Raw genomic sequence first — 15578 nt, 5'->3', positions numbered from 1 at the left:
ACACCGTGTCCGAAATGTCGGCTCATTTATTTTCGGTGGGCGACAGCGCATCCCACCGGCGCCCAGGGTGATTCGGGCGTGGCCGTGACGCCGACGCGTGAGAGCTGGGCCGCCGCCCACACGGCGAACCCGGCCAGGGCGTAGAGCGCGCCGAACAGGCAGGACGCCTGCCATCCCCACACGGTGTAAGCCCACGTCGTGGTGACCGCGCCGAGTGCGGAGCCCAGTGAGTAGAAGGCCATGTAGGCACCGATGACGCTGCCCGCGCGGTCGGGATGTGCGGTGGTCAGCACATGCTGACTGCTCACATGCACAGCCTGGACGGCGAAATCGAGCAGAACGATGCCGGCGACGAGCAGTACCGCTGTCCCGGTCCGCGCGATGAACAACCAGGACACGGCGAGCACCAGCAGGGCCGAGCCGGTGACACGCTGCGCGTGACCGGCATCGGCCCACCGGCCGGCCCGGCCCGCGCCGAGGGCGCCCGCGAGACCGAACAACCCGAACAGCCCGATCTCGGTCGTACCCAACGACCAGGGATGCGCGGCGAGAGGAAGCGCGAGGCCGCTCCACAGCGATCCGAACGACGCGAAGACGAAGAAGGTGATCGAGCCCCGGCTCAGAAACAGCCGGTCCGTGGTCACCAGCCGTCCCGTGGACCGCAGCACCTGGGTGTACCGATTTTCGCGGGCTCTGACGTCCGGACTTAGAACCTTCCGGGTGCGGACGGCGAGCGTCGCGCAGAGCACCGCGAGCAACGCATAGGCCGCCCGCCAGCCGAGCGTGTCACCCAGCAGACCCGCGACGACACGGACCCCGAGGATGCCGATCACCACACCGGAGGTGACGGCGCCGATATTGCGGCCCCGTTCACCGGGCGCGGAAACGGCGGCGACATATGCCACGGTCACCTGGACGACGACCGCGAACACCCCGGCGACCGCGAGCCCGGCGACCGCGACGACACCGGTGGGCGCGACGGCGGTGATCGCGGCCCCGACCGAGGTGAGCGCGAGCATGCCGCCGATGAGCCGACGGCGGTTCACCAGGTCACCGAGTGGGACCAGCAGAATCAGCCCGGCGAAATACCCGATCTGCCCGGCGGCGATCAGGACGCCCGACGACTGCGGCGACAGCCCCAATTCCGCACCCGCCACGGCGAGAACGGGCTGGATCGCGTAGATCGTGGAGACCGCCGCGGCGCACACCACCGCCAGCATCACCCGTTGTGCTCGCGTCAGTCGTGTACCCACCGGACCTCCAAAGAGTAGCAAAATGAAACCAAATCAAAGGTAGGCAATAATGGTTTCGAATTGCAACCTATTAGGAGGTGGCCCATGGCTCCGACGGTCCGTGTCGACCGCGAATGGACCGATGCCACCTGCCCGGTGGCGCGAACTGTCGACCTGGTGGGTGATCGGTGGAGTCTGCTCATCGTGCGGGATGCCATGGAAGGGTCGGCGTCGTTCACCGAGTTGCGACAGCGGCTCGGGATCGCGCGCAATATCCTCGCCGACCGCCTGCGCCGACTCGTCGACGACGGCATCCTCGGCACCAGCGCGACCGCGAGCGGCAAACGGTACGTCTACGAGTTGACGCCGGCGGGGCGGGACCTGTTCACCGTCGTCGTCGCGCTGCGGCAGTGGGGGGAGAGTCATGCCTTCGCCGACGACGAGCCCCGCTCGACGCTCGTGGACCGCGACGGCCGGCCACTCGCCGAACTACGCCCGCGCGATCGGGCAGGCGCGGTCGTCACCGCCGCCACCACCGAAGTGCGGCGAGTGGACTGCGGGTGAACTACTTCCGGTCGGCAGCCACCAGTTCTGCGCACCGCTCGCCGACCAGCATGACGGTGATGTTCGGGTTCACCGTGGTGTGCGCCGGGAACACCGAGGCGTCGGCCACGCGCAGTCCCTCGATGCCCTTGACCCGCAGCTCCGGGTCGAGCGGGCTCATCGGATCATCCGGTCCGCCCATCCGCACGGTGCCGACGGGGTGGTACACGGTGTTGTGGGTGCGCCGGATGTAGTCGGCCAGTTCGGCATCGGTCTCGGCCTGCGGACCCGGATACAGTTCCCGTTCCACCCATTCCGAAAGCGCTGCGGCGGAAGCGATCTCGCGAGCCTTGCGCAGCCCCGCGATCATCACCCGCATGTCGTGGCCCTCGGCGTCGGTGAAGTAGCGCGGGTCCACCCGAGGCTTGTCGCGGAAGTCGCGCGAGCGCAACCGCACGGTGCCGCGCGAGCGGGCGTGGGTGACATTGGGGGTGAGGCAGAAGGTGTTCTCGGCCGTCGGGTAACCCTGGCGCAGCGTATGCATGTCGAAGGGGACACTGCCGTAGTGCATCATCAGGTCGGGCCGGTCGAGCCCGTCGACGGTGGTGGTGAAGATGCCCGCCTCCCACCATTGCGTCGAGCTGCGCACCATCGGCTGTTTCGTCTCGAACCCGATCACCCCCTCGGGGTGGTCCTGCAGGTGCGCACCGACACCGGGAGAGTCGACCACCACGTCGATTCCGTTCTCCCGCAGGTGATCCGCCGGACCGATACCCGAGAGCATCAGCAGCTTCGGCGAGTCGATGGCCCCGGCCGAGACGATCACCTCCCGCTCGGCGGTGACCCGGGTCGCGCGGCCGAAGGCGTTGTCGGTGTACTCCACACCGACCGCGCGCCCGTCCTCGATGAGGATCCGCTTGGCCCACGCACCCGTCCGAATGGTGAGATTCGGCCGGTCGAGAATCGGGTGCAGGTAGCTCACCGACGACGAGGATCGGGTGCCGTCGGTGCGGCTGTTGATCTGGAAGAAGTTGGCGCCGTTGACAACTGTGCGATCGGCATTGAACTCCGCACGCGGAATCCCGACCTCCGCGCAGGCGTCGAGCACCGCCACACCACAGGGGTCGTTCGGTGGCACCGTCATGATGTTCACCGGCCCGCTGCGACCGTGGTGCTCGCCGGGAGCATCGTTGGTTTCGATCCGGCTGTAGAGCCGGTACACCGAGTCCGCCCCCCAACCGGTCGCGCCGTGCTCGCGTTCCCAGCTGTCCAGGTCCTCGCGCGGCGCCCAGAACGCGATGCAGCTGTTGTGCGACGAACAGCCGCCGAGCACCTTGGCCCTGGCATGGCGCATGAACGAATTGCCGTTCTCCTGCGGCTCGATCGGGTAGTCCCAGTCGTAGCCGGATTCCAGCAGCTCCATCCAGCGATCCAGGCGAAGGATCGCCGGATCGTCGACATCGGACGGACCCGCCTCGAGCAAGCACACCGTCACCGACGGATCCTCCGAGAGACGAGCGGCCACCGCAGCGCCCGCCGAACCGGCGCCGACGATCACGTAGTCGTAGGAATTCACCGCTGGTCCTCCCGCAGCTCGAACCAGCCGGTGACCCCCGGCCGGAGGTTCTCGTACACGTGCTTGGCCTCGCGATACTCGTGCAACCCGGACGGGCCGAGTTCGCGGCCGACACCGGACCGGCCGAACCCGCCCCACTCCGCCTGCGGCAGATACGGCCCGAAGTCGTTGACCCACACCGTGCCCGCGCGCACCCGGGCCGCCACCCGCCGCGCCCGCGCCGAATCGCTGGACCACACCGCGCCCGCCAGGCCGTATTCGGTGTCGTTGGCGATGGAGATCGCCTCTTCCTCGGTGGTGAACGTCTCTACCGTGACCGTCGGGCCGAACGCCTCGTCGTGCACACAGGCCATCGTGCGGTTCGCCCGGTCGATGACGGTCGGCAGATAGAACCAGCCGTTGTCGAGACTGCCCGAGCCCTGATCGCCGACGGCGAAGGTACCGCCGGTACGGATATCGGCCCCGTCCGCGCGGGCCTGCTCCACATAGGCGTGCACCTTGTCGCGATGCGCCGACGAGATCAGCGGACCGGTCTCGGTGCCGTCGGCGAACGGCAGGCCGAGGCGGATCTGGCGGGCGCGGCGGACGAGTTCGTCGACGAACCGGTCGTGCGCCGACTCTTCGATCACCAGTCGCGCCCCGGCCGAGCACACCTGGCCGGAGTGCAGGAACGCCGCGTTGAGGGCGTTGTCGACACAGGCGCTGAGGCGCTCGTCGGTGTCGCAGGCATCGGCGAAGATGATGTTCGGGTTCTTGCCGCCCAACTCGAGGGCCACCTTCTTCACCGTCGCCGCCGCCTCACGGGCGATGACGCGACCCGTGGACAGTCCGCCGGTGAACGAGACGAGGTCCACGTCCGGATGGGCCGACAAAGGAGCGCCCGCGGTCGGCCCGGCGCCGAGGACGAGATTGGCCACGCCAGGCGGCACCCCGAGGTCGTCGAGGACGGTCATCAGCAGGATCGCGGTGTGCGGGGTGAGTTCGGCGGGCTTGAGCACGAAGGTGTTGCCCGCGGCCAGCGCCGGTGCCACCTTCCAGGCGGCCTGCAGCAGCGGATAGTTCCACGGCGTGATGAGCCCGCACACCCCGACCGGTTCGTAGACGATGCGCGAATCGATGTCGGCGTTGCCCGCGTCGACCACCCGGCCCGCGTCCTCGGCGGCGAGCTTGCCGAAGTACCGGAAGCAGTTCTCGATATCGGTCATGTCGATCTCGGACTCGTAGGGCCGTTTGCCCGTGTCCAAGGTCTCGGCGCCGACGAACTGTTCGCGTCTGCCCTCGATCGCGTCGGCGATGTCGAGCAGCAGATCGCCGCGTTCACCGGCCGTGGTGGTGCGCCACGGTCCGTCGTCGAAGGCGCGCCGGGCGGCGGCGATGGCGGCCTCGGTGTCCTCCGCGCCCGCCTCGGCGACGGTGCCGACCACGGAATCGTCCGCCGGACAGCGGATCTCGCGGGTCAGACCGGACGCGGCCGCGCGCCAGGTGCCATCGATATAGAGGGTCTGGCTCATGGTTGTCCCTTCACGATTCGTCGGTGTCGACGGCTTCGGGTTCGTGGTGATCGGTGGCGGAGCGGCGCAGGTAGAGATAACCGAGATGACGTTCGTACTGGTCGAGGATGTCGCCGATCACCTGCTCACGGCTGTACCCGTTGAGGGCGTACCCCTGCGAACCCTCGGCCAGATACACCTCGCAGCGGAAATACCGGTCACCGGAGCGCTGGGCCAGCACCGCGTACGACGGTGCGGGCGCCGAGACCGGCCACACACCGTATTCGAACCCGGTCTCGGTGCCCTGATCGACGATCAGCCGCGGATACGGCAGCCCCTCGTGGGTGCCCGATTCGTCGATGTGCGCGGTGAGTCCCATCCTGGCCAGCTCCTCGGAGACCTCACGCATGGCCGGAATCACGGTGTTGTTCAAGAACTTCCGGGTCGAGGCCGGGCCGGGGTAGTGGACGGTGGCCAGCAGCCTGCGCCGCCAGCTGCCGTGCTCGCTCGGTCCGCGCCCGGCCGCGATGGCATTGGGCAGCGCCGCCCGGTAGCTGTCGATCTTGAACGACTCGTTGCGCACCGCGCGCAGCATGGCGATCCCGATCAGAGCCAGCACGAACGAGAACGGCAGGCCCATGATGATCGTCGCGTTCTGCAGGGTGATGATCGAGCCGCCCGCCCCCGCGAACAGCATCGACAGCGTGAGCAGGCCGATCGCGGCCGACCAGAATATGCGGGTGCCACGCGCGCAATCCGCCATCGGGTCGGGCAGTTTCGAGGTGAAATTGCCCATCACGAGCGAACCGGAGTCGGCGCTGGTCACGTAGAACAGCAGCCCGGTGATGGTGGCTATACCGAGCAGGAAGGTGGCCCCGGGGTACTGCTCGAGCAGGGAGTAGAACCCCAATTCTGCTCGGGCCGCGGTCTGTTCGGCGAACTGCTGATCGTCACGCGCCACCTGCAACGCGCTGTTGCCGAACACCGAGATCCACAGCAGGGTGAAGCTGAACGGCACGACGAGCACACCGAAGATGAACTGGCGCAGCGTGCGTCCGCGCGAGATGCGCGCCAGGAACAGCCCGACGAACGGCGCCCATGCCACCCACCACGCCCAGAAGAACAGCGTCCAGCTGTCGAGCCACGTCGAGGGCTGATTCGCCGTCTCCGGATTGCGTTCCCAGGCAAAGGTGTTCAGCGTGCGGTCCAGGAATGTCGACAGGTAGTCGCCCGCGTTCTGGGTGAGCCCGTTGAGCAGGAACGACGTGCGACCGGCCACCAGGATGTAGACCAGCAGGGCGATGGCCATGATGACGTTGAGTTCGGACAAGCGCCGGATGCCCTTGTCGACCCCGGTGGTCGCGGAAATGGTGGTGATGGCCACCGACAACGCGATCAACCCGATCTGTGCCGCCTTGCCCTGCGGGACGCCGAACAGCTCGTGCAGACCGTAGTTGAGCTGGACGATGCCGATGCCCAGCGAAGTGGCGATACCGAAGATGGTGCCGAGCACCGCGGCCACATCGATGGCGTCACCCCAGCGCCCGTGCACGCGTTTGCCGAAGATCGGGTAGAGGGCGGCGCGGATCGTCAGCGGCAGGTTGTGCCGGAAAGCGAAGTACGCGAGCGCCCCGCCCATCAGCGCGTACATCGCCCACCCGGTGATGCCGTAATGGAAGATCGTCCAGGTGACCGCTTCGCGGGCGGTGTGATCGGTCTGGGCCGGACCCTCCGGCGGGTGCAGATAGTTGTAGACCGGTTCGGCGACGGAGAAGAACATCAGGTCGATGCCGATACCCGCCGCGAACAGCATCGACGTCCACGAGAACAGGCTGTACTCCGGGCGTGACTCCTCCGGGCCGAGGCGGTACCGGCCGTAGCGGCCCGCACCGAGGAACACGACGAGCCCGAGGATCACGGTGGCCAGCACGAAATACCACCAGCCGAACCAGGTGGAGATGAAGGTCTTCACCTCGCCGACGACGCTTTCGGCACTCTCCGGCGAGGCCAGCGCCCAGACCGCGAAGGCCAGCACGAGCCCCGCGGCGGTGAGGAACACGGGCTTGTTCACCGACCGCTTGTCGGCCACCGGGTGCAACGTCACCTGTGTCGCCCCGACAGGTGTGCTGTTGTCGCCGGGATTGCTGGGGGCGCCCATGCGACGAAGGCTAGTTCGTCCACCTCGTCCTTTCGTGGACATCCGGTGGTTGCTGCGCCCGTGTTCGAGCGTGCGCGGCGGTCGCGAGGCGGGAACCTACAATCGAGAGGTGGTTCGCCACGCCCAGCCGTCGGCCCCCGACGATTCGGCGTGGCGGAATGCGTGACGCCCGCCGGGCGTTCCACCCACACGCGATGTCACATGTACCCACGGGTAACATGACATCGACTTTTTCCAGCCGGTTTTCAACCGAAGTGAGGCAGTAGATGACAGAGCGGATTCAGGTCGGCGGGCTCCAGGTGGCGAGCGTTCTCCACGATTTCATCGAGAACGAGGCGCTTCCCGGTACCGGCGTAGATTCCGCCGCGTTCTGGGCAGGCGCCGAACAGGTCATCAACGACCTCGCCCCGCGCAACCGTGCCCTGCTGGCCGAACGCGACGAGATCCAGGGCAAGCTCGACGCCTGGCACCAGGAGAGCCCCGGCGCGAACTACGACAAGGGCGCCTACAAGCAGTTCCTCACCGAGATCGGGTACCTGCGCCCCGAGCCCGCGCCGTTCCAGATCGGCACCGGCAACGTCGACGCCGAGATCGCCACCACCGCAGGCCCGCAGCTGGTGGTTCCGGTGATGAACGCGCGTTTCGCGATCAACGCCGCCAACGCGCGCTGGGGTTCGCTCTACGACGCCCTCTACGGCACCGACGCCATCTCCGAGGCCAACGGCGCCGAGAAGGGCACCGGCTACAACCGTGTGCGCGGCGACAAGGTCATCGAGTGGGGCCGTAACTTCCTCGACGACGCCGTCACCCTCATCACCGGTTCGCACATCGGTTCGTCGTACTACAAGATCGTCGACGGCGAGCTCGAGGTCGGCCTGGAAGACGGCACCGACATCGGCCTGGCCGATCCCTCCCAGCTGGTCGGCTACCTCGGTGACCCCGAGGCCCCCACCTCGGTGCTGCTCAAGCACAACGGTCTGCACATCGAGATCCAGATCGATCCGAATTCGCCCATCGGCTCCACCGACTCCGCCGGCGTCAAGGACATCGTGCTCGAGTCGGCGCTCACCACGATCATGGACTTCGAGGACTCGGTCGCCGCGGTCGACGCCGACGACAAGGTCGTCTGCTACCGCAACTGGCTCGGTCTGATGAAGGGCACCCTCGCCGAAGAGGTCACCAAGAACGGCAAGACCTTCACCCGCACCATGAACCCCGACCGCGTGTTCACCGCGCTCGACGGTTCCGAGCTGGTGCTGCACGGTCGCTCGCTGCTGTTCGTCCGCAACGTCGGCCACCTGATGACCTCCGACGCCATCATCGACGCCGAGGGCAACGAGGTGCCCGAGGGCATCATGGACGGCCTGATCACCTCGCTGATCGCCGTGCACTCGCTCAACGGCACCGCCGAGCTGGCCAACACCCGCACCGGCTCGGTCTACATCGTGAAGCCGAAGATGCACGGCCCCGACGAGGCCGCGTTCACCAACGAGCTGTTCGGCCGCATCGAGGACGTCCTCGGCCTGACCCGCAACACCCTCAAGGTCGGCATCATGGACGAGGAGCGCCGCACCACGGTCAACCTCGCCGCGTCGATCGAGGCCGCCAAGGACCGCGTGGTGTTCATCAACACCGGCTTCCTCGACCGCACCGGCGACGAGATCCACACCTCCATGGAGGCCGGGCCGATGGTCCGCAAGGCCGAGATGAAGACCCAGACCTGGATCACCTCCTACGAGGACTGGAACGTCGACACCGGCCTGGCCAAGGGCCTGCCCGGCAAGGCCCAGATCGGCAAGGGCATGTGGGCCATGCCCGACCTGATGGCAGGCATGCTCGAGCAGAAGATCGGCCACCCCAAGGCAGGCGCCAACACCGCGTGGGTGCCCTCGCCGACCGCCGCCACCCTGCACGCCACCCACTACCACCAGGTGGACGTGTTCAAGCGCCAGTCCGAGATCGCCAAGGGCGGCCCCCGCGCCACCGTCGACCAGATCCTGGAAATCCCCCTGGCCCAGTCCACCGACTGGTCCGATGAGGAGAAGCGTCAGGAGCTCGACAACAACTCCCAGGGCATCCTCGGCTACGTCGTGCGCTGGATCGACCACGGCGTCGGCTGCTCCAAGGTGCCCGACATCAACGACATCGGCCTGATGGAAGACCGTGCCACCCTGCGCATCTCGAGCCAGCTGGTCGCCAACTGGCTGCGTCACGGCATCGTCTCCGAAGCCGACGTGATCGCCAGCCTCGAGCGCATGGCCCCCGTGGTCGACCGCCAGAACGCCGGCGACCCGAACTACCGCCCGATGGCACCGAACTTCGACGCCTCGATCGCTTTCCAGGCCGCCAAGGAACTGGTCCTGGAAGGCACCAAGCAGCCCAACGGCTACACCGAGCCGATCCTGCACCGGCGTCGTCGTGAGTTCAAGGCTGCGCAGAAGTAGTGTGTGGAGTGGTTGAAAAGTAGCTCGTAGCAGCACTTTTCGCTCGAGGCCCCGCATCGGAGACATCCGATGCGGGGCCTCCGTCGTCACCGGTGATCACCTCGGATACTGCTGTGCAGCGCTGCTTGCCAGCTATGGTTTCGGTTCGATTTCGTGTGTCGGTGCGTCGGCCGCGGGTCCATGGAGAAGCTCGTGACGTAACCGAACCGGTAGGGCAGCCCGACGTCGGCGGGTACTCGATATCGGCATCATCGAGCGGCTTCTCGGTGACCGCGCCCGAATCGCCGTGTCGGGGCATGACTCCGAAGCGGGTGCCGTGCGTATCGGTGATCTCGGTGGGGCTCTTGCTGGTCTCACTCGGCACTCCCGGACGGGCAGCAGCCGACCAGCGCCCGTCTTCGGCGGTGAGCGCCCCGGTCGGGACTGTGTGTCACATCACATCGGTGACTGTCACATTTCAGCGTGCGGCGGTGTCTTGAAGGCATGTCTGAACACAGCACATCGAACAAGGTCGTCATGATCGGCGGTGGCTATGCCGGTGCGCTCGCGGCCAACCGGCTGCGGATGCGCGACAGCCTGGACATCACAGTCGTCGATCCGCGCGCGGCCTTCGTCGACCGGGTCCGGCTGCATCATCGGGATGTGGAAGATCCGGCGCGAGGCCCGCAAGCCAGGTTCGCTGATGTGGCCGAAAGGCGGCACCGCCCCGAGCAACCGGCCGCGGCACAAAAGGTCACCTAGCCGTGCCCGCCGATGAACACGCCGAGCGGTTCACGCTGTTGCGGCCGCTGTTGTTCACGATCGCCTATGAGGTCCTCGGCTCGGCGACCGAGGCCGACGACGTGTTGCAGGACAGCTACCTGCGCTGGGCCGATGTCGACCTCGCAACAGTGCGGGACACCAAGTCCTACCTCGCGCGACTGGTCACCCGCCAATCACTCAACGCGTTGCGGGCCAGCGTGCGCCGCCGCGAGGACTACATCGGCCCCTGGCTGCCCGAGCCCGTGCTCCTCGACGAGAGCGATGCCTCGACCGATGTGGTACTCGCCGAGTCGGTGTCCATGGCGATGCTCGTGGTCCTCGAGACACTCACCCCCGACGAACGCGTGGTGTTCGTCCTGCGTGACGTGTTCGGCTTCGCGCACGACGACATCGCCGCCACGATAGGAAAATCCGTGGCGACGGTGCGGCAGGCCGCCCACCGAGCCCGCAAGCACGTGCAGGCCAGGCGCAGGCGTTTCGAACCTGCCGACACCGCGACGACGGCCCGGATCACCCGGCAATTCATGGCGGCGGCCACCACCGGCGATATGGACGGGCTGCTCACGCTCCTGGCGAAGGACGCCATCCTGATCGCCGACGGCGGTGGCAAGGCCGCCGCGGCACGCCGTCCGATGGTCGGCGCGCAGAGCGTGGCGACCCGCGTGGTGAACCTTTTCCACAAGTGGCGGGCGCTGCCGAGCCTGCGGATCGAGACGATCCGGTGCAACGGCGCGCCCGCGCTGGCCGCATACCGCGGCGACCACCTGGAGGGGGTGTTCCTCTTCGCGATCACCGGCGACGAGGTCACCGACATCTATGCCATCCGTAACCCGGACAAGCTCCTCTCGGTGACGGTTCCACGCCGGCTGACCCGGCTGCGGAGCCGGGTAAACGATGGCACCGACGCCGCGAATATGCCAGTGCCCCATCGGAAAACGATGTGACAGGGGAATCGAGATGCCGACTGTGACCGATGTCCGAGCGCGCGCGACTGCCGAGAAGCGGGTCGCCGCCGAACCGACCGGCAGTGGCCGGACCCGCCTGATCGTCTACTGGGCCACCACCTTCGTCATCCTGTGCGAGTTGCTCACCGGAGCGGCATGGGATCTGATGACCATCGACTGGATGGAGGACCAGCTGGCCCATCTCGGATACCCGGACTACTTCGCCTACATCCTCGGCGTGTGCCACGTGGCCGCTGCCGTCGCCATCGCTGTCCCCGGTTTCGGGCTGATCAAGGAATGGGCCTACGCGGGTGTCTGCTTCATGTGGGCGGGCGCCGCGGTGTCGTATCTGGCACTCGGCGACGCACCGGTCTCCTGGGCGCCCCCGCTGATGTTCCTGGCTTTCGCCGTCGCGTCGTGGGCGCTGCGACCGGCCGACCGGCGACCAGGCGGCCGTGCCACAACGGATCGGCCGAGTACAAGCCCTCGCGAATGGGCCGCATCGGTCGGGCTCCTCGTCGCTCTGTCCGCGGTCTCGCTGCTCACGCTGCCGGTCACCGCCGACATCACGAGTGATTGGGCGGTCGAGCGCGGCTGGGTCGACGAGCAGCGGCCATGAAGAACCTGTCACCGGAACACGGGAAGCCCGAACGCATCTCAATTTCCGAGAAGGAGTTTACGTTCATGAAAGTCGAATTCGACAGCGACGGTGTGAAACTCGTCGGCAATCTGTTCTTGCCCACCGACCGCGGCACCGCACCGGGAGTGGTGGTGGCCGGTACGTGGACCAGCGTCAAGGAGCTGATGGCCGACCGCTACGCCCAGCGCCTGGCCGAGCGCGGGTTCGCGGCATTGTCGTTCGACTTCACCGGCTTCGGTGAATCAGCGGGCGAACCACGCGACGTCGAGAACCCGGCGCGCAAGGTGCGCGACATCGGCAACGCGGTCGGCTTCCTGGCCGGTCATCCGGCGGTGGACGGGGACCGGCTCGGTGCGCTCGGCATCTGCGCGGCCGCGATGTACATGGCCGGAAACGCTGCCGCTGATCCCACCGTGAAGTCCCTGGCGCTGGTCGCGCCGTGGCTGCACGACGCCACGATCTGCGAGCAGGTCTACGGCGGCAGCGAGGCGGTGGCCGCCAGGATCGCCGTGGCCCGCGACGCCCGTTCGCGCTATGACCGGACCGGTGAGATCGACTACGTGCCCGTGGTCAGCGCCACCGACGATCGTGCCGCCATGCCCTATGAGATCGACTTCTACCTCGACCCCGCGCGCGGTGGAATTCCGGCGTGGCCCAACCGCTTCGCGGTCATGGCCTGGGCCGACTGGCTCACCTACGACTCCATCGCGCTGGCCCCGCACGTCGACCAGCCCACCATCCTCGTGCACAGCGAGGACGCCGCCATCCCCGAGGGGGTGCGTCGCTTCCACTCAGGCCTGGCCGGGCCCAAGGACATCGTCTGGACCGAGGGCACCCAGTTCGACTTCTACGATCGGGAACCGCAGGTCACCATCGCCGTCGACGCTGTCGCCGCACACTTCCAGCGCACCCTGTGAACGCACCGATACGACAACGAGAGGAACCGATCCGATGATTCTGGTGACAGGAGCGACCGGCAATGTCGGCGTGGAAGTCGTGCGTGCACTGGCCGAAGCCGCGGAACCCGTGCGCGCGTTGGTACGCGATCCCTCGGGAACCGACGCGCCCCACGGAGTGGAGGTCGTGGCCGGAGATCTCACCGCACCCGAGACACTGAGTTTCGACGGAGTGCGCGCGATGTTCCTGCTGCCCGGCTACCCGGGTGTGGCGAAGGCGGCCGCGCAGGCAGGCGTCGAACACATCGTGCAGCTCTCCGGTGTTTCCGCGGCCACCGGCGATACCGCCAACGCGATCACCCGTTACATGATGGCCGCCGAGGAAGAAGCCACCGGGAGTGGGGTGGCGTGGACCATTCTGCGGCCCTGCGCGTTCGCATCGAACGCCCTGCGCTGGCTGCCGCAGCTGCGGGACGGTGACGTGATCAAGGTGCCGTTCCCCGGGGTACGCACGGCTGTTTTGGATCCCCAGGACCTCGGCACGGTGGCCGCCACCGTGTTGCGAGCCGGTTCCCATCACGGCGAGATCCTCTGGCCCACCGGGCCGCATCCACTCACCCCGGCCGAACAAGTGGCGATCGTGGCCGAGGCCACCGGCCGCGATCTCACCTGCCTCGAACTCACCGACGAGCAGGCGCGCGCCCAGATGTTGGAGACCACTCCCGTTGAATACGTGGACGCCTTCTTCGACTTCTACGCCAATGGGGCCATCGACGAATCCATCGTCCGCCCCACGGTGGAACAGATCCTCGGTCGTGCGCCGCGCACCTTCCGGCAATGGGCCGACGACCACGCCAGCGCCTTCCGCTGACAGTGCCACCGGCCCGTGGCGGCAGATTGTCATCGGCCTGGTATCTGTTCGGCGCCAATGGTTGCTGACCGGCAGCTCATACTGTGAACCGTTGTGACTACTCGGCTGGCGTACAACGACTGCTCAGGGAGGTTGCTCGATGCATGCGAACGTCGGAGACCATCTGGTTGTCAACAGCCGCGCTGTGGGCATGCGGGATCGCCGGGGCGAGATCCTCGAAGTCCGCGGGAGGGATGGTGAACCCCCGTACGTGGTGCGTTTCGATGACGGGCACGAGAGCCTGGTCTACCCCGGGCCGGACAGCCTGATCGAGCCGAGCTGAGCTCAGGACGCCGCACCGGCGATCCCCGGCAACTTGTCGACCGCGGTACGCGGAATCGCCGCGCACGATGCGTACGGGTGCGTCGGGGAGTTGCTGGGCGGAGAGGAAGCTCGGATGTCCGGGTCAGTTCAGCTGGACGTGGACGGCTACCGCGGTTTCGTCGATAGCGAAGATTCGTTGCGCTGAGCGGGCGTAGGCGTTGAACCGGGCCAACTCGGCTTCGGTCAACTCATGGACGCTCGCCTGCCCCGAGCGCCATCGCCAGCCGATCTTGATCCGTACGCGCGGGTCGGCTTCGATATTGCGGACCCAGTCCGCGGCTCGCCCGTGCACAGCCAGCAAAAGCAGCGTGTCGCCGTCGCGAGGCCCACGAGCCAACGGGATTCGCCGCGGTAGTCCGCTGCGGCGGCCGATGGTTTCGATCACTACCCACCACGGGCTGATCGGTGCCAGCAATTTCGTCGGCGGTCCGATCACCTTCCACAGCAGCAAGGTCCCCGCCGGTCGTTCGGCTGTACTCCCCATGAGCACATGCTACGACGCGAGGCCGTCAGCGGTGGACGTCGTGGTGTCGACGACATGGGGGCTTCGATGTGGGTGCCGGGGTTGGGTCTTTGACGATCGTTCGTATCGCGGCAGTGGGGTGGTTCCACGACAATGGCATGGTGGTGCCGGATGAGGACTACGCGAGCTTGGTACCGAACCCGCCGACGCGGTTCGGGGTGGGTGAGCTTCGTGATGCTTATGTCGATGTCGTTACCGACGAACGTAATCCGCGGTGGTTGGCCGAGGAACGCCGCGCCTACTTCGTTGGGCTGTGCGGGTTGTTCGAGCTGGATCTGCCGACCTCACGCCAGAGCGTCGGCTGCGGCCGCAACCAGTATGTGCACGGCCTACTGCTCGACACTGTGGAGTCGTTGCAGCGCACCGGAACCCCGTGGGACGGTTACTTCGTGGCGGGATCACTGCTGAAAGAGTTGGACCAACTCGGGATCGGTGAAGCGCACCGGGAGTTCGTGTTCGAACTGCGTGCGGCAGTGGACGCCTCGCGGGCGAAGCATCGCGAATTGCTCGACCTGCTCCTGGGCGGTCTACTCGGCGATCGAGCGAACCAGGTGTTCAGCCTCGATGAACTCGAGGCAGCTGGGCTCGAGCGCGCTGTCCCGATCCGCTATTTGCCCGACTGAACTTCGTCGTGTCGCCACAGTGGGGCAGGCGGTGAGGGGACTCATGATGTCGTGGAGCGCGCTGCGAAGGAGCCCGAGACGACCGTGACCGCGAGCCTGACAATCACCGCCACGGCCCAGACCGTCGCGATCCAACTCGCCAACCCGCGAACGGCGATACGCCAGGGCATTTGTTGAAGCGCCGTCCTGACATACGCGTTGCGCCACATGGGAAACATGAGCAACCGTATTCGATGGTGTTGTGTCACCGGCGCATTCGCGACTGCTCTGTAGATCCGGACGCAGGCCTGATCGTGCCCGCCGAAGGTCGCTGAGCCCACACCGTAGTCGCGCCCCTGCCGGGCAGACCCGAATCCGGGCTGGCCATGGTCGGCTTCACCTACCCCGGTTTGTACCTGCTGTTCGGTGGCTGCGCCGGGAACGGCAGGCTGATCGGCAATCAGGGTCGAAACCGAGGACGAAGACCGGACTGGGTGACGAAACCTCGTTGACGGCGTGTCATTCGGGGCATTC

The 15578-nt window shown here is 67.0% G+C and carries 14 protein-coding genes; 9 read left to right on the top strand and 5 right to left on the bottom strand.

All coding sequences use genetic code 11. The annotated features are described in order from the left end of the window. Positions 1 to 26 precede the first annotated feature (26 nt). Positions 27 to 1253 (bottom strand): MFS transporter, encoded by a 1227-nt coding sequence (locus NCO8_RS11845; RefSeq protein WP_245655322.1) that lies wholly within the window; start codon positions 1251 to 1253, stop codon positions 27 to 29. Positions 1254 to 1337: 84 nt separating this feature from the next. Here NCO8_RS11845 and NCO8_RS11840 point away from each other — a divergent pair, with 84 nt between their 5' ends. Then, on the top strand, positions 1338 to 1796 hold the full coding sequence (locus NCO8_RS11840; RefSeq protein WP_067638931.1) for a winged helix-turn-helix transcriptional regulator: 459 nt from the start codon (positions 1338 to 1340) through the stop codon (positions 1794 to 1796). A 1-nt stretch (position 1797) separates the two neighbouring features. On the opposite strand, the gene NCO8_RS11835 is transcribed toward NCO8_RS11840, so the two are convergent. From NCO8_RS11835 to betT, 3 genes are read right to left on the bottom strand one after another with little or no spacing between them, the layout of a single operon-like run. Continuing rightward, the gene (locus NCO8_RS11835; RefSeq protein ID WP_067638929.1) at positions 1798 to 3351 is read right to left on the bottom strand and encodes a GMC family oxidoreductase; all 1554 of its coding nucleotides are present in this window, start codon (positions 3349 to 3351) and stop codon (positions 1798 to 1800) included. Then, positions 3348 to 4862: an aldehyde dehydrogenase family protein gene (locus NCO8_RS11830; RefSeq protein ID WP_067638927.1), complete on the bottom strand. Its 1515-nt coding sequence runs from the start codon at positions 4860 to 4862 to the stop codon at positions 3348 to 3350. Before NCO8_RS11830 ends, NCO8_RS11835 begins: the two co-directional genes overlap by 4 nt. Positions 4863 to 4872: 10 nt before the next feature. Further along, a complete protein-coding gene (betT, locus tag NCO8_RS11825; protein WP_084456956.1) occupies positions 4873 to 6999 on the bottom strand; it encodes a choline BCCT transporter BetT in 2127 nt (708 codons plus the stop codon). 266 nt (positions 7000 to 7265) lie between these two features. Between betT and NCO8_RS11820 the strand changes: the two genes are divergently transcribed. The 7 genes from NCO8_RS11820 to NCO8_RS11790 all read left to right on the top strand — a co-directional run bounded on the left by NCO8_RS11820 (position 7266) and on the right by NCO8_RS11790 (position 13878). Further along, positions 7266 to 9443, top strand: coding sequence for a malate synthase G (locus NCO8_RS11820; protein WP_067638923.1), 2178 nt, complete (start codon positions 7266 to 7268; stop codon positions 9441 to 9443). A gap of 483 nt (positions 9444 to 9926) precedes the next feature. Beyond that, positions 9927 to 10184 (top strand): hypothetical protein, encoded by a 258-nt coding sequence (locus NCO8_RS33005; protein ID WP_084456953.1) that lies wholly within the window; start codon positions 9927 to 9929, stop codon positions 10182 to 10184. A 2-nt stretch (positions 10185 to 10186) separates the two neighbouring features. Next, positions 10187 to 11149 carry an RNA polymerase sigma factor SigJ gene (gene sigJ, locus NCO8_RS11810; RefSeq protein ID WP_084456950.1) on the top strand — a complete coding sequence of 321 codons (963 nt, stop codon included), beginning with the start codon at positions 10187 to 10189 and terminating at the stop codon, positions 11147 to 11149. A gap of 13 nt (positions 11150 to 11162) precedes the next feature. Continuing rightward, the gene (locus NCO8_RS11805) at positions 11163 to 11768 is read left to right on the top strand and encodes a DoxX family protein (protein ID WP_067638921.1); all 606 of its coding nucleotides are present in this window, start codon (positions 11163 to 11165) and stop codon (positions 11766 to 11768) included. Between the two features lie 65 nt (positions 11769 to 11833). Further along, positions 11834 to 12706, top strand: coding sequence for an alpha/beta fold hydrolase (locus NCO8_RS11800; RefSeq protein ID WP_067640033.1), 873 nt, complete (start codon positions 11834 to 11836; stop codon positions 12704 to 12706). A gap of 34 nt (positions 12707 to 12740) precedes the next feature. Next, on the top strand, positions 12741 to 13556 hold the full coding sequence (locus tag NCO8_RS11795; RefSeq protein ID WP_067638920.1) for an NAD(P)H-binding protein: 816 nt from the start codon (positions 12741 to 12743) through the stop codon (positions 13554 to 13556). Positions 13557 to 13695: 139 nt separating this feature from the next. Next, positions 13696 to 13878, top strand: a complete 183-nt coding sequence (locus NCO8_RS11790; RefSeq protein WP_067638918.1) for a DUF1918 domain-containing protein — start codon at positions 13696 to 13698, stop codon at positions 13876 to 13878. A 123-nt stretch (positions 13879 to 14001) separates the two neighbouring features. Here the strand turns inward: NCO8_RS11790 and NCO8_RS11785 are convergent, their stop codons facing one another. Next, complete coding sequence (locus NCO8_RS11785) at positions 14002 to 14403, bottom strand: nitroreductase family deazaflavin-dependent oxidoreductase (RefSeq protein ID WP_084456947.1); 402 nt, start codon at positions 14401 to 14403, stop codon at positions 14002 to 14004. 89 nt (positions 14404 to 14492) lie between these two features. On the opposite strand from NCO8_RS11785, the gene NCO8_RS11780 reads away from it, so the two are divergent. Next, positions 14493 to 15065 (top strand): hypothetical protein, encoded by a 573-nt coding sequence (locus tag NCO8_RS11780; protein ID WP_067638914.1) that lies wholly within the window; start codon positions 14493 to 14495, stop codon positions 15063 to 15065. Positions 15066 to 15578 lie beyond the last annotated feature (513 nt).

Source organism: Nocardia coubleae NBRC 108252 (assembly GCF_001612805.1).
Lineage (GTDB): Bacteria > Actinomycetota > Actinomycetes > Mycobacteriales > Mycobacteriaceae > Nocardia > Nocardia coubleae.
This window is presented reverse-complemented; position numbering and strand designations above follow the sequence as displayed.